Source organism: Marinifilum sp. D714, from assembly GCF_030851345.1.
In the GTDB taxonomy this organism is placed as follows: domain Bacteria; phylum Bacteroidota; class Bacteroidia; order Bacteroidales; family Marinifilaceae; genus Marinifilum.
Genome location: NZ_JALPNU010000004.1, coordinates 341507 through 359862, shown reverse-complemented (window position 1 = coordinate 359862; position 18356 = coordinate 341507). Strand labels below are relative to the sequence as shown.

17 protein-coding genes and 1 tRNA gene are annotated in these 18356 nt (G+C 35.6%); 7 read left to right on the top strand and 11 right to left on the bottom strand.

Annotation, left to right across the window (positions count from 1 at the left end):
- Positions 1 to 15: 15 nt before the first annotated feature.
- Positions 16 to 459, bottom strand: coding sequence for a (4Fe-4S)-binding protein (locus M0051_RS06790; RefSeq protein WP_306740778.1), 444 nt, complete (start codon positions 457 to 459; stop codon positions 16 to 18).
- A 253-nt stretch (positions 460 to 712) separates the two neighbouring features.
- On the opposite strand from M0051_RS06790, the gene M0051_RS06785 reads away from it, so the two are divergent.
- A tRNA-Trp gene (locus M0051_RS06785) sits at positions 713 to 785 on the top strand.
- Positions 786 to 922: 137 nt separating this feature from the next.
- Here M0051_RS06785 and M0051_RS06780 read toward each other — a convergent pair.
- A complete protein-coding gene (locus M0051_RS06780) occupies positions 923 to 1069 on the bottom strand; it encodes a hypothetical protein (protein WP_306740777.1) in 147 nt (48 codons plus the stop codon).
- A gap of 221 nt (positions 1070 to 1290) precedes the next feature.
- Here M0051_RS06780 and M0051_RS06775 point away from each other — a divergent pair, with 221 nt between their 5' ends.
- A complete protein-coding gene (locus M0051_RS06775; RefSeq protein WP_306740776.1) occupies positions 1291 to 1593 on the top strand; it encodes a GIY-YIG nuclease family protein in 303 nt (100 codons plus the stop codon).
- Between the two features lie 120 nt (positions 1594 to 1713).
- Here the strand turns inward: M0051_RS06775 and M0051_RS06770 are convergent, their stop codons facing one another.
- Complete coding sequence (locus M0051_RS06770) at positions 1714 to 3540, bottom strand: ABC transporter ATP-binding protein (RefSeq protein ID WP_306740775.1); 1827 nt, start codon at positions 3538 to 3540, stop codon at positions 1714 to 1716.
- Positions 3541 to 3660: 120 nt separating this feature from the next.
- A complete protein-coding gene (gene purB / locus M0051_RS06765; RefSeq protein WP_306740774.1) occupies positions 3661 to 4998 on the bottom strand; it encodes an adenylosuccinate lyase in 1338 nt (445 codons plus the stop codon).
- Positions 4999 to 5191: 193 nt separating this feature from the next.
- Between purB and M0051_RS06760 the strand changes: the two genes are divergently transcribed.
- The 5 genes from M0051_RS06760 to M0051_RS06740 all read left to right on the top strand — a co-directional run bounded on the left by M0051_RS06760 (position 5192) and on the right by M0051_RS06740 (position 9512).
- Positions 5192 to 5974, top strand: coding sequence for an EI24 domain-containing protein (locus tag M0051_RS06760; protein WP_306740773.1), 783 nt, complete (start codon positions 5192 to 5194; stop codon positions 5972 to 5974).
- A 74-nt stretch (positions 5975 to 6048) separates the two neighbouring features.
- Positions 6049 to 7476 carry a nodulation protein NfeD gene (locus M0051_RS06755; protein ID WP_306740772.1) on the top strand — a complete coding sequence of 476 codons (1428 nt, stop codon included), beginning with the start codon at positions 6049 to 6051 and terminating at the stop codon, positions 7474 to 7476.
- Positions 7469 to 7894 (top strand): N-acetyltransferase, encoded by a 426-nt coding sequence (locus M0051_RS06750; protein WP_306740771.1) that lies wholly within the window; start codon positions 7469 to 7471, stop codon positions 7892 to 7894. Before M0051_RS06755 ends, M0051_RS06750 begins: the two co-directional genes overlap by 8 nt.
- A 9-nt stretch (positions 7895 to 7903) precedes the next feature.
- Entirely contained in the window at positions 7904 to 8611 is a 708-nt protein-coding gene (locus tag M0051_RS06745) for an MgtC/SapB family protein (protein ID WP_306740770.1), read from the top strand.
- 34 nt (positions 8612 to 8645) lie between these two features.
- On the top strand, positions 8646 to 9512 hold the full coding sequence (locus tag M0051_RS06740) for a bifunctional 2-polyprenyl-6-hydroxyphenol methylase/3-demethylubiquinol 3-O-methyltransferase UbiG (protein WP_306740769.1): 867 nt from the start codon (positions 8646 to 8648) through the stop codon (positions 9510 to 9512).
- A 223-nt stretch (positions 9513 to 9735) separates the two neighbouring features.
- Here the strand turns inward: M0051_RS06740 and M0051_RS06735 are convergent, their stop codons facing one another.
- From M0051_RS06735 to lpxB, 7 genes are all read right to left on the bottom strand, one after another.
- Positions 9736 to 11532, bottom strand: coding sequence for a long-chain fatty acid--CoA ligase (locus M0051_RS06735; RefSeq protein ID WP_306740768.1), 1797 nt, complete (start codon positions 11530 to 11532; stop codon positions 9736 to 9738).
- A 236-nt stretch (positions 11533 to 11768) separates the two neighbouring features.
- A complete protein-coding gene (locus tag M0051_RS06730) occupies positions 11769 to 12380 on the bottom strand; it encodes a fumarylacetoacetate hydrolase family protein (RefSeq protein WP_306740767.1) in 612 nt (203 codons plus the stop codon).
- Between the two features lie 30 nt (positions 12381 to 12410).
- Positions 12411 to 13178, bottom strand: a complete 768-nt coding sequence (locus M0051_RS06725) for a 3'-5' exonuclease (RefSeq protein WP_306740766.1) — start codon at positions 13176 to 13178, stop codon at positions 12411 to 12413.
- Positions 13179 to 13283: 105 nt separating this feature from the next.
- Positions 13284 to 14414, bottom strand: a complete 1131-nt coding sequence (gene dnaN, locus M0051_RS06720) for a DNA polymerase III subunit beta (protein ID WP_306740765.1) — start codon at positions 14412 to 14414, stop codon at positions 13284 to 13286.
- 247 nt (positions 14415 to 14661) lie between these two features.
- Positions 14662 to 16374, bottom strand: a complete 1713-nt coding sequence (gldG, locus tag M0051_RS06715) for a gliding motility-associated ABC transporter substrate-binding protein GldG (RefSeq protein WP_306740764.1) — start codon at positions 16372 to 16374, stop codon at positions 14662 to 14664.
- Complete coding sequence (gene gldF, locus M0051_RS06710; protein ID WP_306740763.1) at positions 16368 to 17099, bottom strand: gliding motility-associated ABC transporter permease subunit GldF; 732 nt, start codon at positions 17097 to 17099, stop codon at positions 16368 to 16370. Before gldF ends, gldG begins: the two co-directional genes overlap by 7 nt.
- Positions 17100 to 17210: 111 nt before the next feature.
- On the bottom strand, positions 17211 to 18344 hold the full coding sequence (gene lpxB / locus M0051_RS06705) for a lipid-A-disaccharide synthase (RefSeq protein WP_306740762.1): 1134 nt from the start codon (positions 18342 to 18344) through the stop codon (positions 17211 to 17213).
- Between the last annotated feature and the right edge of the window lie 12 nt (positions 18345 to 18356).

Below are 18356 nucleotides of genomic sequence, written 5' to 3'. Positions count from 1 at the left end.
TTAAGTGCTCTTTTTCTATTCCTTAAAGCCAATATCAAGGTGTGAACCATCGCAAAAAGGTTTGTTTTTCGAAGCACCACACCTACAAAAGTAGCACGTATCTTCCAAAGCTTCCCTTTTTCCATCTGATTTAACCAGTGTAATTGGCCCTTCAACCATTAAAGGTCCATTGGTCATAACCTCTACCTTTTTGCCTGTCTCTAAAGCTTTAATTGGCCCCTTATCAGCCTCATCCTCTTCAGGAGAATTCATGTAAAAGGATAAAGCACGAGATGGACATTTTTGCACCTGCTTAATTATTGATTCCGTATCCGATCCTTGCATTTTTATCCAAGGACGAGTTCCTGGTTGAAAAACTGTTGGTAAGCCTTTAAAACAGATTCCGGCATGAATACAAATCGCCGAATCATAAACCACAGTCACCTCTCCGTTTGAATATTCCTTTTTTGTATTCTTCATGATTTCTTAATTTGATGTTAGATTGTCACCTCTTAATTTACCACATTTTTAAAAAATTTGCAGATTTTTATTTTAAAGCCTAAAAAATGTTTTTATGACAATTCCCTCATCCTGAATCTCCTGCAATAGCAGGAAAAACAAAGCTGAATATTTTCCTAATTTTAGCATGAAAAAGCTCTTGCAGATCTGAAAAAATGTTCTACTTTTGTCGCAGACTTTTGAGAAACGATAGTCTTAAAGTCTACAAAAACACACGGGTGTAGCTCAGTTGGTAGAGCACTGGTCTCCAAAACCAGGTGTCGGGAGTTCGAGTCTCTCCTCCCGTGCAAGACCTTCCAATTTTTTGGAAGGTTTTTTTGTATCCATATACAAACAAAAACCGCCCGAAGGCGGTTCCCTGTTTTTAATTGTTCCAATACTAATATTATTTCACTCTGGTATGAAGAGTCACCTATCGGTGATTTCACACACGCTCTTTCAATAAATAATTGTCTGCAATTTCCTGATAACTTTCTCGGTTTAAATTGTTTTTAAATCCTCTTTTTGATTTCTTCGATTGAGGTCGTCTTCTCTTTTCCCTGGTCTGTTCAGCTCTAAAAGTTTTCGACATAACATCAAATTTTTAGTTCTTCAAAAAATCATATTATCAGATATTTGTACGGGATATTTGCCTGGGACGTTACAAAAAATTGTATTTGATATTCAATAACCTTCTATTTCTCTCAAAAACCTACAATCCTACTTCAATTTACACTTCCAAAGGTTCCTGAGCGTAGTCGAAGGACCAAAAAAATAAAAGAGTTATCTTTAATAAAACCAAACTCCTATAATATGCTCTGCTATACCTACATATTAAAATGCAATGATGGTTCTTACTATACTGGTAGTACCAAGAACTTAGATAAACGATTAGAAGAACACATGCTTGGCTTAGGTTCTCATTTCACAAAAAAACACTTACCAGTAAAGTTGGTTTATTTCGAAGAATTTGATAGAATAGATGATGCGTTCTACAGAGAAAAACAGATTAAGGGTTGGAGTAGAATAAAGAAAGAAGCATTGATTAATAATCAAAAGGAAGAACTAAAATTACTCTCAGCATGTAAAAACAAAACGCACTACAAAAACTTGTAATGCGCTTGATATATTTGCGGCCCTTCGACTTCGCTCAGGGACCTAAGCTCCTACTCCACTTTGCAGATCCAAGGGTTCCTGAGCGGAGTCGAAGGACCTTTTAATTCAGAGGATTCAAACCTACAACAACTGCATATCATACAGTTTCTTATAGGCTCCATCTTTCTCGATTAATTCATCGTGTTTGCCTCGTTCTACAATTTCTCCTTCATGGAAAACACAAATTAAGTCTGCATTCTTCACTGTTGATAATCGGTGAGCAATCACCAATGAAGTTCTGTTCTCCATTAATTTATCCAATGCATCCTGTACCAGTCTTTCCGACTCCGTATCCAAAGCTGAGGTAGCCTCATCCAAAATCATGATTGGCGGGTTTTTAAGAACTGCACGTGCAATACTCAATCGCTGACGTTGTCCTCCTGAAAGCTTACTACCCCGATCTCCAATATTGGTCTCGTAACCATTCTCTGTTGCAGTAATAAAATCATGAGCATTGGCAATTTTTGCAGCAGAAATTACATCTTCCATTGTTGCATTCTCAACCCCAAAGGCAATGTTGTTAAAAATGGTATCATTAAAAAGAATTGATTCCTGGTTCACATTCCCCATCAGGTTTCGCAAATCTTTCATTTTGTAGTCACGAATGTCAACACCATCAACATTAATACTACCTTCATTTACATCGTAAAATCGTGGTAACAAATCTACAAATGTAGTTTTACCCGAACCTGATTGACCAACCAATGCTACTGTTTTTCCTTTCGAGATTTCCAGATTTACATTCTTTAAGACCTTCTTTTCTCCATTGTAAGAAAAAGCAACATTCTTATATTCTATTGACTTCCCAAAAGTTTCTACTTGTTTGGCATTATCTTTATCGACAATAGTAGATTCAACATCAAGCAATTGATCAATACGATCCATTGCTGCCAACCCTTTATGAACACTATACATAGCTTTTGAAAAGTGTTTTGCAGGATTAATAATAGAATAAAACATTCCCAAATAAGCAATAAAAGCAGAAGCACTCATATTTCCACTTCCTTCCAAAATCAACTTACCACCATAACACAGTATAATAATAATCACAATGGTTCCCATCAATTCACTCATTGGGTGAGCCAATACATATCGTCTCATCATACTATTCATGATTCTTCGATATTCATTACTCTGAACACCAAATCTATCATTCATTTTATCTTCTGCATTAAATGCTTTAATGATACGGAGTCCAGACAAGGTTTCCTCTATGGTACTTAAAATATCTCCCATCTTGTCCTGCCCAGCTCTGGATGTTTTCTTTAAAGACTTCCCAACTTTACCAATAATATAACCTGCAATTGGTAAAAGTATAAAGACAAATAAAGTTAGTTGGGGACTCATAATTATCATTCCTGACAGATAAACAACAATTATAATAGGGTTCTTAAAAATCATGTCTACCGAACTCATCACCGAGTTTTCAACCTCTTGTACATCGCCTGTTGATCGTGAAATAATATCACCTTTTTTCTCATCTGTAAAGAAAGGCAAAGGTAAACTTACAATCTTGTTGTATATAATTTGTCGCATATCACGAACAACTCCATTTCGAATACTAACAGAATGATAAGATCCTAAGAAAGTGAATAAAACTTTAAAGAAAACAACTCCCAAAAGAATCGCTCCAACATAAATAAGAGCAACTACAGCTCCATATTCTTCTGTTAATAAATTTGAGTAGTAATAAAAATTATTTTTTAATACCTCAGCTGAAAATTCAAATGGTAGTTTCTCAGTTACCACTTCAGAATTAAGTCCAAATATGGTATTTAATACCGGTACCATAACCCCAAAAGAAACCGCTCCAAATAAAGCGCCCAATAAATTGTATAAAAACATCATTCCTAAGTCCATCTGATAAGGAGGGAGGAATCGCTTAAGAACCTTAATAAAATCTTTCATTAAAAGTATAAATAGTTAAACAAGTATATTGGGGAACTAAGAATTTGCCCAATAAAAATAGGCTGTAAAAGTACAACTCTTACAGCCTAAAAACAAAGTATTAACAAATATTAATGTTTTCTAGATTCCTGTATAATTATCAGGACTAATAGTCTTCAATTGAGCTTTCAAATCATCACTAATCTCAAGTGTATCGATAAATTCAGCAATGCTTTCTCGAGTAACATGAGTATTGGTTCTGGTTAAAGCTTTTAATGCCTCATAAGGATTTGGATATCCTTCGCGACGCAAGATGGTTTGAACCGCTTCTGCAACAACAGCCCAGTTTGCTTCCAAATCAGCTTCAAAAGCTTCTTTAGCAATCAATAATTTGTCTAAACCTTTTAATAAAGATTTAAATGCAATGATGGTATGAGCAAAAGGAACTCCAATATTTCTTAGTACAGTTGAATCCGTTAGGTCACGTTGCAAGCGAGAAACTGGCAATTTTGTAGCCAAGTGCTCGAAAGTAGCGTTGGCCAAACCTAGGTTTCCTTCCGAATTTTCAAAATCGATAGGATTCACCTTGTGAGGCATAGCTGATGATCCAACTTCACCTTTTTTGATCTTCTGCTTGAAATAATTCATGGAAATATAAGTCCAGAAGTCACGGTTAAAGTCAACCAAAATGGTGTTGATGCGTTTCAGGTTATCGAAAATCGCACCCATATTATCGTAGTTCGAAATCTGAGTTGTTAACTCTTCTCTCTCCAATTTTAAAATGTCATTTACGAAGTGATTACCAAACTCTGCCCAATTCACTTCAGGATAAGCAACATGATGTGCATTAAAGTTACCTGTTGCACCGCCAAATTTAGCAGAACAAGGAACACTCTTTAACAAATCCAATTGCTTCTTCAATCGGTAAACGTATACTTGAATTTCTTTTCCTAAACGAGTTGGAGAAGCTGGCTGACCATGAGTACGGGCCAACATTGCAATTTCTTTCCAATCTTCAGAAAGACTTTCCAATTTTGCAATCAACTGATCCAATAGTGGGTAATAAACATCGTGCACAGCATCACGCAAAGAATATGGAGTCGCTGTATTGTTAATATCCTGAGATGTTAATCCAAAGTGGATGAATTCTTTGTATTTTTCCAATTTTAAAGCGTCGAATTTTTCTTTAATAAAGTACTCAACTGCCTTTACATCATGGTTGGTTACACTCTCAATGTCCTTTACTTTTTGAGCATCCTCAACAGTAAAATCAAGGTAAATGCTACGCAAATCAGTATATAAATCTTTGTTAAAATCTTTCAACTGTGGAAGAGGAACCTCGCAAAGAGCAATAAAATATTCTACTTCAACCAACACTCTGTATCGTACCAAAGCATACTCTGAAAAATACTCACCCAATAGATCTACTTTGTCACGGTAACGCCCGTCAACCGGCGAAATTGCTGTCAAACTTTGCATTTCTAAAATATTAAATGTCAATAATGGTTATTTAGAGTCACAAAGGTAATTAAAAGCTATGAAATCTGATAAGTCTGATGCAATATATTAAGCTGAGGTAGATTAAAGATTTTAGATTTAGGTTCTTTTGGGATTACGTATTTAATCTTATTTTTGTTAAAGCACACAATTGTTATCTCACATCTATAAAAACATGAAATTGATTAAAGATTTTGGCTTCGGTTTACGAACTTATTCGGAAGCCTTAAATTACATATTTAGAAAAAGACTGGCTTGGTTCTTTATTTTCCCATTATTACTCAACATTATTCTATTCTGGGTTGGATGGGATTATATCAGTTCACTATCGGAACAAACTCAAACCTACTTACAAAATTGGTTAGATCTTGAAAATGCTGATTTTTGGGGTTCTGGATTTTTAAAGGCCACAATCGGAGGATTTATCTGGATTGTGTTCAAAGTTCTCTTTTTCCTAATTTTTGCCTACTTCGGTGGCTATATCATCATCATCATCATGTCTCCTGTGTTCTCTTATCTATCGGAGCGAACAGAGAAAATTAAAACTGGTAACGATTATCCTTTTGAATTCAGGCAACTGCTTAGGGATATCATTCGTGGAGTTTTTATTGCAGTCAGAAACCTATGCATAGAATTGTTATTAACTGTATTAATGTTTTTTCTAAGCTTTATCCCAATTATTGGTTGGGCTTCAGCTATAATGCTGTTTTTTATTTCGGCTTACTTTTATGGATTTTCCTTTTTAGATTATGCCATTGAAAGAAAAAGGCTAAGCATTAAGGATAGTGTACAATTTATGAGAGAAAACAAGGGAATTGTAATTGCCAATGGCTTTGTATTTTCACTATGCTTAATTGTTCCTTTCTGTGGTGTTTCATTCTCAAGCTTTGCAGCAATTATTTCGGTTGTAGCTGGTACCTTAGCTGTTAATGAAATTTGGGAAAAAGAGAAACGTTAAATCTTACTCTTTGCAAAAGAATATTTGCGAGTTAATTGTTATCTTATATACAATAAACAACTAAAAGTACTCATATGAACCTTTTCAGAAATATTATTCTCTCTGTACTGGTTATGCTTATCAGCTTATCCGCTGAAGCAAAACTTGCCTCTGATTCATTAATTGAATCAAAGGAAAAACTTGTATACAAATTTGATATCAAGAGAGAAATTGGTCCAGCCGCCTGGCGTCAAACCAAAGATGCTTTTCAAGAAGCTGATGAATTAAATGCCGATTTGATTTTAATTCACATGAATACTTATGGAGGTATGGTAATTCATGCAGATTCAATACGAACAGCGATATTAAATAGCGAAAAACCGGTTTATGTATTTATCGACAATAATGCAGCCTCGGCAGGAGCATTAATTTCAATTGCCTGCGATAGCATTTACATGAGATCTGGAGCCAATATCGGTGCTGCCACTGTAGTCAATCAAACCGGTCAGGCTATGCCAGATAAATATCAGTCTTACATGAGATCTACCATGCGAGCTACTGCTGAATCACATGGGAAAGACACAATTATTCAAGCTGGTGATACCATTTACAAATGGAAGCGCGACCCATTAATAGCGGAAGCAATGGTTGATCCAAGAACCTATATCGAAAATGTGATTGATACAGGAAAAGTATTGACCTTTACTCCGGATGAAGCCATTAAGAATGGGTATTGCGAAGGAGTTGCCAACAGCGTTCCTGAAGTATTGGAAAAAGCAGGAGTGAAAGAATATACCATAAGATCCTACGAACCATCTGGAATAGAAAAAGTGGTTGATTTCATGATAAATCCTGTGTTACAGGGAATTTTAATCATGATCATTATAGGAGGAATTTATTTTGAATTGCAAACTCCCGGGATTGGTTTCCCGATTCTTGCTTCTGCAATTGCTGCGGTATTGTACTTCTCTCCTCTTTACCTGGAAGGAATGGCAGAAAACTGGGAAATTATTCTTTTTGGAGCAGGAGTAATACTGCTTGCGGTGGAAATATTTGTAATTCCTGGTTTTGGGGTTGCAGGGATTTCCGGAATCATATTTATCATTACGGGCTTGACCTTAAGTTTAGTTGATAATGTTGCTTTCGAATTTGAACCTCGACATATCAAAACCATTGTAGCTTCATTGCTTTTGGTGATTTTTTCAATGCTTGTAGCCATTGTTGGTTCCATTTACCTAAGTAAGAAACTATTTTCCTCCAATTCGTTCCTTGGTCATTTGGCTCTAAGTACTGTTGAAAATGCTGAAGAAGGTTACGTAGGTGTTGACATGAAAGCAAAAACCATGGTTGGCAAAATTGGTATAGCCATGAGTGTACTTCGACCATCAGGAAAAGTTATTATCGACAACCAAATCTATGATGCCAAATCAGAAGATGGCTTTATCGATAAAGAAACCGAAGTAGTGGTAATTCGATTCGAAACAGGTCAGGTATATGTAATTAAGAAAGAAGATGATGAGTAAAATCAAGATTCGAGAATATGAGACTCATGATTTCGCTGCTGTGCTTGGTTTATGGGAATTGACTGGTTTAGCTGACGAAAAACGTGCTGATAAGGCTCTCACCATAGAAAGGAGTTTGAAATTTGGAGGTAAATTCTGGCTTCTTGAAGATTTGACCAGTGACGAGTGCATTGGCACAATTTGGCTTACCAATGACTCACGCAGATTGTACCTGCATCACCTGGGCGTTCATCCAAACTATCAGCAACGAGGATACGGAAGGTTATTGAGTGAAAAGGCTCTTCAGTTTGCAAAAAAATTAAACATGCAAATTAAGCTTGAAGTTCATGAAAAAAATAAACATGCAATTAAACTTTACAAAAACTTAGGCTTTAAATACCTTGACAATTATGATGTAATGATCAAGCGAAAACACTAAAATCGATAAATGGATTATATCAATCAACTCATATCAACCACAGAAATAACAACAGAAACCATTTTTTGGAGATTGTTATTTAGTTTTTTTATTGGAGCTATTATTGGACTCGAACGTGAAGCTCACAGGCAACCTGCAGGATTACGCACACATATTTTAATTTGTATGGGAGCCAGCTTAATCATGTTATTGTCGATTTATATTCCTCAAACATTTCAAAATTTTCAAAATGGAGACCCAGGTAGAATAGCAGCCCAGGTAGTATCGGGAATTGGTTTCCTAGGAGCAGGAGCCATTATGAAATTTGGCGTTAATGTAAAAGGATTAACTACAGCTGCCTCAATTTGGGTAATCGCTGCTCTTGGTTTAACAATTGGTGCTGGAATGTACATTGGGGCAATCATTGGAACTGCCATTTTACTAATTTCACTTATTGCAATGGATGTTATTGAAAAGAAATTGTTCCCGGGGAAATTCATCAAACGTCTTCATATCCATGTTAAAAGCGATGAAGTATCTCCTGATGATTTTAAACCTATTTTGAAAAACCATCAGGTTGCCATTCGAACCATTGATGTGGAGCAGCATTACGACGAAAATAAAATTAGTTATTACCTAACTGTTCAAATTTCGGAAAGAGTTAAATTAAATGAACTAACCTCTGAATTGGGTAGTATTCCAGGAATAAAAAGAGTAAAATTGCAACAAATTCTTTAAGCATCACCAATGCTCAATTCAAAAGTCTAGTTTTATGAACTTACTAACTGCAAAAGGTCTTCTTAACTTTAATGATCTGGAAAAGATTACAAAGAAACCTAAGTTATTTGCCAAGGATGATGGTAATTTTTGGCAAGATCCATATATATCAGAACATCTTCTTTATGCCCATCTTGATGATGATTCAGATCAAGGGTCAAGAAAGTACGAAAATATTATTCAGGCAGTTAACTGGCTTTGTTCTTACATGAAATTACCTGAAGAAAGTAGATATCTTGATCTTGGTTGTGGACCTGGTTTGTACAGCGAAAACTTCTTTGGTCAGGGATTCGATGTTACAGGAATCGACTTTTCTGAAAACTCTATCAATTACGCAAAGGAACAAGCGACAGAATTTGGTTATCCAATTCAATACCTATGTAAAGATTATCTTGAGATTGATTACGAGAATGAATTCGATGTAGTCAGTCTTATTTATGGAGATCTGTGCGTGTTATCTCACCAGGATCGTGACAAGCTTTTGAAAAAAGTTTACAAAGCCCTTAAACCCGGCGGATTCTTAATATTCGATGTTTTTACCAAATACTATTTTGAAACAAAGGAGCCAGATCAATCATGGTATATTAGCGAAGAGGATGGTTTCTGGAGCGAGAAAGAACATTTGCTTTTACAATCGCACTACAAATACAAAAAAGATAAGGTTCGTCTCGATAAATACACCTTAATTTTTAATGATGGTGAAATGAGAACTCATCACATATGGAAGCATTATTTTTCGGTAAAGCGAACCATTGCAATGGCCGAAGAGCATGGATTTACAGTTAAGGATTACTGGGCTAATTTAAGAGGAAAACCATATGAAGAGGGTAGTCCTTGGATTGGGATGATTGTACAGAAGTAAGCTAAAAAGCTTCTTGTAATAGCTTGGACAAATTCCTTTTACTCCATTATAACCTTGCGCCTATCCCCGCAAACTATTCGCGACCTTGCACGCATGTTTCTTGCGCCTATTGGCGCATATAGTTCGCGCCTATAGGCGCAAGTTGTTCGCGTGATTCTAATCACAAAATAAAAACCCGAAAAATTTAATTTCTCGGGTTTCTATTAACAGTTAAACTGTTGTTTTATTCCTTATACATCTTTTCGATAAGATGCTTGTATTTTTCCTGAATTACCTTTCTTTTCAATTTAAGAGTAGATGTAATCTCTCCCGCTTCAATTGTAAATTCTTTAGGAAGTAGAGTAAATTTCTTCACCTTCTCAAATCTTGAAAGTTCCTTCTGCAATTCTTCGAATCTCTTCTCGAAAAATTCAATTATTTGTGAGTTTGCTAAAAGCTCTTCGATTGAGTTGAATACAATATTTTGCTGAATTGCATAAGCCTGTAAGGGACCGAATGCAGGCACAGCCAGTGCGGTAACATAGTTTCTACAATCTCCAATCACAGCAATTTGTTCAATAAATTGATCGTTAACCAATTTAGTTTCAATTTTCTGTGGAGCAACATATTTCCCACCGGAAGTCTTCATCAGATCCTTTATACGATCGGTAATAATCAAACGACCATTTTCGTCAATTCTACCTGCATCACCTGTACAAAACCAACCATCTTTCATAACTTCGGCTGTAGCTTCCGGCTTTTTGTAATAACCACGCATTACACCTGGGCCTTTCACCATGATTTCATCATTTTCACCGATTTTAATTTCGGTTCCAACAATTGTATTTCCAGCCGTTCCAAAATCGATATTCTTATCGCCATACAAACTAACGGTAGCCATGGTTTCGGTCAATCCATAACCAACTTTCACATTGATCCCCAAAGAATGGAAAAACTCCAATATTTCTCTGGAAACAGGTGCTCCACCACAAGGGGTAAAGTTGATTCTACCTCCCATTATTCCGCGTAGTTTGCTTAGAACTAACTTGTCGGCAATTCTATGTTTAAGCTTCAATCCCAAAGGAACTTTTTTCTCAAACATCTGATATTGATTATAGTATTTTTCGCCAACTTTTACCGACCAGTTTAACAAAGCTCTCTTGCTTGCCGAAGCTTCTTCTGTTTTATCCTTTATGCCTGAATAAATCTTTTCATATAAACGAGGAACCGTACACATTAATGTGGGCTTTACCTCTTTCATTACTTCAGCAATTTTCTTCGGATCGCGATTGAAGTAAACCTCTATACCACGGTGGAAACAAAAGAAACACCATCCTCGTTCGTACACATGACTTAATGGTAAGAAACTAAGAGAAATGTCACTCTCAGAAACATTTAACTCCTTATCATGAGAAACCAATACACTCGAAATGTTCTTATGATCTATCATTACTCCTTTAGGCTCACCAGTGGTTCCTGATGTGTAAATCAAGGTAGCCAGATCATCGAACTCTCCGCTGTAAAAGCGTTCATCAAATTCTTTTCCTAAACCTGAGTTTTGTCCACTAATAATGAACTCATCCCAATACATAGATTTATCATGATCAGTAAGCTCTGTCTTTTTATCAAAAACAACAACCATTTTCACGTGTGGAACCTCTTTAATCAATTCCATTGTACGATCGTACTGTTCTTGTTCTCCAACAAAAATAACCTGAACTTCAGAATCTTGAACTATGTATTTTGCTTCGCTTGTAGAGTTTGTAGGATATATTGGAACAGAAATGCCGCGAACACTCATAATAGCTAAGTCTGCGGTAATCCATTCAGGCATGTTTTGAGAGAAAATGGCAACAGATTGCTTCTCCTTAACACCCAATTTCATAAGAGCTTTTGATACTTGTCGAATTTGCAAACCAAATTCGTTCCAGCTTACACCTATCCACTTATTGCTCTCTTCATCTTTATAGCGCATTGCGATTCGATCTCCGAATTTTTCAATTCTATCACGAATCAACTTGCCCCAATGTTGATACTCCATAAAAGTATTTTAGTTGTAAATCGATACAAATATAATCATGTTTGACCGATTTAAAAGACTTTCACTGAATTGTAACGACTTATAATCTATTAACCTTCATCAATTTGCATCATAATACATTTCTCTCAACCCAACAAACAATCTACTTCTCAATTCCTTACACAAAAAACGACCATCAACATAAGTTAATGGTCGTTAAAAGTATCTTAAATACAGAAATTAAGCTGTATTTTGCCTTATTTCACATGAAAATCCAATAATTTCTCACCTTCCAAATCTGCAACTAAATGATCTCCAATCTTTACTGGCCCAACCCCTTCTGGTGTTCCTGTGTAAATCATGTCTCCAATTTTCAATGTAAAAAACTGCGACAAATACGAAATCAAGTAATCAATTGAGAAAATCATATTTGCTGTATTTCCAGTCTGAACTCTCTCACCATTGATATCCAAATTAAAATTCAAATTATCAACCGATTTAAACTTATTTTTTGGAATAAACTTACTAATTGGAGCTGCTCCATCAAAAGCTTTGGCCTTTTCCCAAGGCAATCCCTTTTTCTTGCATTCTGTTTGAATGTCTCGAGCTGTAAAGTCGATTCCCAAACCAATTTCCTCGTAATAACGATGCGCAAATTCAATAGGAATATTCTTACCTACTCTATTGATTTTCACAACCACTTCCAACTCATGGTGAATATCCTTGGAAAAATCTGGATAATAAAAATCATTATTATTCTTTAGTAAAGCCGAATCAGGCATAGAAAACACAACTGGTTCCTTAGGTACTGGATTGTTTAATTCCTTGGCATGATTCACGTAATTCCTTCCAATGGCTAATATCTTCATTTCATTAAATATGATCTGTTAAACAATGGATTACTTATTAAACCCTCGAAGCTTAATTTCAGTAAGGATTTTTTTCGTGTACAATGGGAAATCGCTATTCATAACCCAACCATAATAGCCTGGTTGTTGCTCCAATACCTCTTCAACTGTTTTTCCCTTGTTCTTACCAAAATTGAACCTTTCAACGCCTTTTTCATCAATGATAATAAAGCCGGCAAAATCGGCATTTTTATTCTGAGTTGAGAATTTTGCCAAAAAGTCAATATCATTCTCTAATGAATCGTATTTATCCAATTGCGATTTAAGCACCTCATAAGTTGCTTTGGTGTCTGCCTCGGCACCGTGAGCTCCTTCCAATTCCTTATTGCAATAGAAACGGTAAGCAGCTGTTAAAGTACGTTGCTCCATTTTGTGGAATATGGTTTGAACATCAACAAACTTTCTTTTGCGCATATCAAAATCGATATCAGCACGCAAAAACTCCTCTGCCAATAAAGGGAAGTCGAAACGATTCGAATTGTAACCTGCCAAATCACATCCTTCTAAATATTTAGCAATGGTTTTACCCAATTCCTTGAATGTTGGTTCATCTTTTACATCCTCATCTTTTATACCATGAACAGCCGAAGCATGGGCAGGAATATGCATTTCAGGATTAACACGATAAGTTTTCACCTCTTCATCGCCATTTGGATTAACTTTGACAATACAGATTTCAACAATACGATCCTTCGCAACATTAATTCCTGTTGTTTCTAAATCGATAAAGGCTATTGGATTCTTTAAATTAAGATTCATCTATTATTTATTGTGATTTTTAAACGGTATAAAAATATAAAACCTAACAGAAATATACTCTCTGTTAGGTTTTTAATATCATTATTTTTTGATTTTTAATTCTGCTTATGCATTAATCATCATTGGCATTAACAACATCAGTACATCTTCGTCAGCATTTTCATTATCGTATGGTAAGAAAATACCTGCTCTTGTTGGGTCAGATAATTCAATCATCACATTCGATGATGAAATGTTTGAAAGGATTTCCAATAAGAATACTGATTTAAATCCAATTTCCAATTCTTGTCCTTCGTATTGACAAAGCAATCTTTCTCTTGCTGAGATTGAGAAGTCGATATCCTGGGCAGAAACTACCAATTCGTTTGCTCTTAATTCGAACTTAATCAAGTTACTTGCAGGATTCGAGAATACAGAAACACGTTTTAAGGTGTTGTATAATTCTACTCTATCGATCGTAAGAACATTAGGATTGTTCTTTGGAATTACCGAGTTGTAGCTTGGGTAGTTTCCTTCTACTAAACGACAAATCAACTTGTAATTCGATAGTGTGAAGAATGCATTCTTATCATCGAATTCCACTTTAACAGGATTTTCTTCTTTTGGCAATATATTGCGCAATAAAGAAGCTGGTTTTTTAGGTAAAATGAATGACGACTCTACATCAGATCTTCCATCTAAACGTTTATAACGAACCAACTTGTGAGCATCTGATGCCACAAAAGTTAAATCATTATTACCCAACTCAACAAAAATACCATTCATAACCGGACGAAGTTCATCATCAGCAGTAGCGAATAAAGTTTTGTTTACACCTGTTAAAAGAACATCGCTCTCAACGGTAATATTTACCAAACTGCTCTCTTCCTTTTCTGGAAGTTTTGGGAAATCTTCACCATTTTGTCCAACGATACTAAACACTCCATTTTCTGATGTAATTTTTACAGCCAAAGAAGTGCTGTCGATATCAAAAGTTAGAGGTTGTTCTGGAAATTCTTTTAAAGTATCAGTCAAAATTTTAGCAGGAAAAGCAATTACCCCTTCTCCTTCTGAAGTTTCAAGAGGGATGGTGGTAATTAAAGTAGATTCCAAATCAGATGCAGTTGCTATCAATTCACCATCTTTAAGCTCAAAAAGGAAGTTATCCAAAATTGGTAAAGTGTTTTTACTACTGATAACTCTACTTATGGCCTGTAAGTGACTTAACAATTCTGTACTTGATACTACAAATTTCATTTGCATAATATTTAAAAGTTAACCTAAAATTCTATATTTCAACGCTTAAACAAGTTCAAAACCGAAGCTTATTTTAGCTCCGTACTAAGTGGTGAATATACAAATTTATTAAGGATTGACGATATCCTAAAGACAAAAAAGATTTGCCACTTTACTAAATAAAATCAGAATTTTATTTAAATAGGTGATATTACCGATAATATTAAGATACGAAGTAATTTTAAAATCATAAATATCTCTCTCATATTTACGATCTTGCAAATTTTCGTTTTCTCATAAAATATCTTAATACTCCAAAAATCAAAAGTAAAAACAAAGGCAAAATCACATTCACCACTTGCCAAAATAATCTTTCCGATCTGATTTTGGTTTTATCAAGCATTCTGAGTTTTACTTCTCGTGCTCTTAATTCCATCCAACCTTCGTTATCACACAAGTAATCAATACAACTCAAAAGAAAGTTTCGATTACCGTATGTTTTTCTTGAGTATCGATCGTATCCCAAAGCTTCAATCTGCCTGTTTTTTCCGACTCCACGAACCCTGTTTTTAATAATATCTCCATCAGAAACCACAATCATTTTACTTAGGTCACTTTCCGATTTAAATGATTTGCGATCGATTCCTTTCCAGGCTCTGTTCTTAAATGCCGATTGAAATTTCCCTTCAAGCAAAACCGCAATTTTCTTTCTACCTGCCGCAAAATCTTCCGGTTTAGGTTGCTGATTCACAATCTCTAAACTTACAACACTTGGTACTTTTTCCAATCGCGTATAATCAGAACTTGTAAGCAGAGTGGTTTTCTTCACATTAGCATTCTCTCCTACCCAATCAATAGAATTGGCAAATTCAGCTTTTACCACATTCAATTTTCGGGTAATGGGATGATGATCTGGTGCGTTTAACAAAGGCGAATAATACCATGGAGCAGGCGTAAATTTTGGTTTTTCTCCAGGCAATGCTGTTTGAACGGGAATCAACTGTCCCTGAATATCCATCACCAAATCAGGATTAATCCTAACCCCATAAGTAAATAACTGATCTTCGATATTTAATGGCTTATAAAAAGCTACCGTACTTTCTTTTACCTGTAAACTATCCATACTTGCCGACACCTCATCAACAAGCCATAGAATTCGTCCTCCATTCATCAAATATTGATCAATCTGATATTTGGCCTCCCTGGAAAATTCATTTCTTGGTTGTGCAATTACCAGTGCCGAATATTTCTTTTTAGATTGATTCAGTTTTTGTGCAGAAATCCTATCTACCTCATATTTTTGTAACAAAGAAGCTGTAAAATCGGCAACTTCAAATTCGTTCAATTCTCCTTGTCCAGTTAAGAAAGCAATATGCTTTGGCTGCTTACTTTGCAACATTCGAATGGCTTTTGTTAGCTCAAATTCTATGGTTTCAATGGAATGATTCAAATTTTCTTCGGCAGATAAACCTGTCACATTTTTCAGCAAATGAACTGAGGTTTCCTTTTCCGTATCATGGACTATTATGCCAGGAACAATAATCTTCTGTTTTAAACTTCCATCGGTAGTTCTTTCCTGCAAACTGGTTGGTTTTAATCCTCGTGCAGCCAACTGTTCGTACATTTGGTTCCTTTGCTTGGGATTGGGAATATCACTGGTATTAATTAAAGCATAGTTGATATTCACATTTGTATAAGCCTCCAATTCTTCGAGCATTTCAATACTTGCTTTCTGAAGCTTTTTAAATCCATGTGGCAAATCTCCTGCAAGGTAAATTTCAAAGTATAAATCTTTATTAAGAGAACTCACCAGTTGCTTGGTATTATCTGATAATGTATATCTTTTCTCAGCCGTGAAATCAATTCGAAAAAAATAAACTTGAAGAATTAGAACCAGAACTCCTAATCCGATTAAAGAAATCAATAAATTAAGAATATCCTGCTTCCTTCTGTTTTTAATCATAGCTTTTTCTTTTACCATTTTCTACTCTTTAAAACTGTTTTTGTAATCAACAAAAAAGCCACAATTACACTTATAAAATAAACCAGGTCTCTTGAGTCTACCACTCCTCGAGAAATTGATTTATAGTGTTCTTGAATTCCTAAATTGTAAATATCTGATTGCACATTCTGAAAGATGATTAAATCAGCTAAATAATCGAAACCGGTATAAAATAAAAAGCACAGAATCAAGGCAAGTAGAAATGCCACAATTTGATTATCGGTTACCGAACTGGAAAAAACACCAATTGCAACGTATACAGCGGCCAGTAGAAACAGTCCAATAAACGATCCCCAGAAAGCTCCTGAATCAATGCTCCCAACAGGATTTCCCAAATAATAAATGGAGAAATAATATATTAGGCAGAATAGTAGAGAAACAGAAATAACCAAAAGGGCCGAAAAATACTTTGCAAATACAATTTCCATCTCCTTTAAGGGTCTCGTATATACCAGTTCTATGGTCCCTTGTTTTTTCTCATCTGCGAACAATCGCATGCATACTGCAGGAATCAAAAACAGGTAAATCCATGGAGACATCTCGAACAGGACATCAAGATTTGCATAACCAGTATCCAATGGATTTGTAGAGCCTGGAAATACCCATACAAACAATCCTGTTGCAACTAAATAAACTGATAATATCAGGTAACCCGTAAGAGAACTGAAAAAGGTTCGGAACTCCTTTATTAGAAGTGCTAGCATAAAATGTGTGTTGTTTTACTATACTACCACAAATTTGCAAAATTATTTTAGTAGAAAAAATTTGTTTGCTAAATCAACTTCTTGTGAAACGAATGAAGATCTCCCCTTTGATTACTGAATACACTTTAAATCCTCAACAATCATCTTGGCAAATCGAGCAGAAGCTCCTGCTCCTCCCAATTTTTCGTTTAGCAGTTGATAATTCGCAAGCATTTCGGAGCGGTAGTTTCCTTCCACTAAAATGTTCTTTAACTCGCTGGCAATACTTTCTTTATTGCAGAAATGTTGAATCAATTCTTTCACAATCAATTTATCCATCACCAAATTAACCAAGGATATGTACTTTACCTTTAGCAATCGCTTGCCAATTGCAAAAAGAATTTTGCCACCACCTGTGATATAGCATACCACTTGTGGAATTCTCAAAAGAGCTGTTTCCAAAGTAGCTGTTCCCGAAGTTACCAATGCCGCTTTCGACTGCTGCAATAAATCGTAGGTTTGTCCGTAAACAAATTTCACATCTCTATCGCCCACTACTTGCGAGTAAAATTCCTTTGTGATAGAAGGAGCTGCAGCCACCACAAACTGATGATCTGGAAAATCATCAACAACATCTAACATTACAGGAAGTATTCTTTCAATTTCTTGCTTTCTGCTTCCTGCCAATAGAGCTACAATTGGTTTACTTGACAACTTGTTTTTAGCCGTAAAGTCTTCAAATGATTCATCTTTGTTTGGACGATTTTCAATGGCATCCAACAAAGGATTTCCACCAAAACTCACCTTATAATTGTGCTTCTTGTAGAATTCCGTTTCGAAAGGAAAAATGGTGAACATGCGATCAACATAGGCTTTAATCTTCTTCACTCTCCCCTCTTTCCAGGCCCAAATTTTTGGTGATATGTAATAATGAACACGAATTCCATTTTCCTTTGCAAACTTTGCCATTCGCAAATTGAATCCAGGATAATCCACAAGAATCAAAACATCTGGCTTGTATTCCAGAAGATCCTTCTCACATAATGAAAAGTTCGCTCGAATCTTTCCCAAATTTTTTAGCACAGTTAAGAATCCCATGAAAGCAGTTTCTCGATAATGCTTTACCAATTCACCGCCTTGTGCTTGCATAAGGTCACCACCCCAGAATCGAAATTCGGCTGCCGAATCCTCATTTTTTATTTCTTTCATCAAGTTCGAAGCATGAAGATCACCTGATGCTTCTCCTGCTATAATATAATATCTCATGGAATTCTGAAT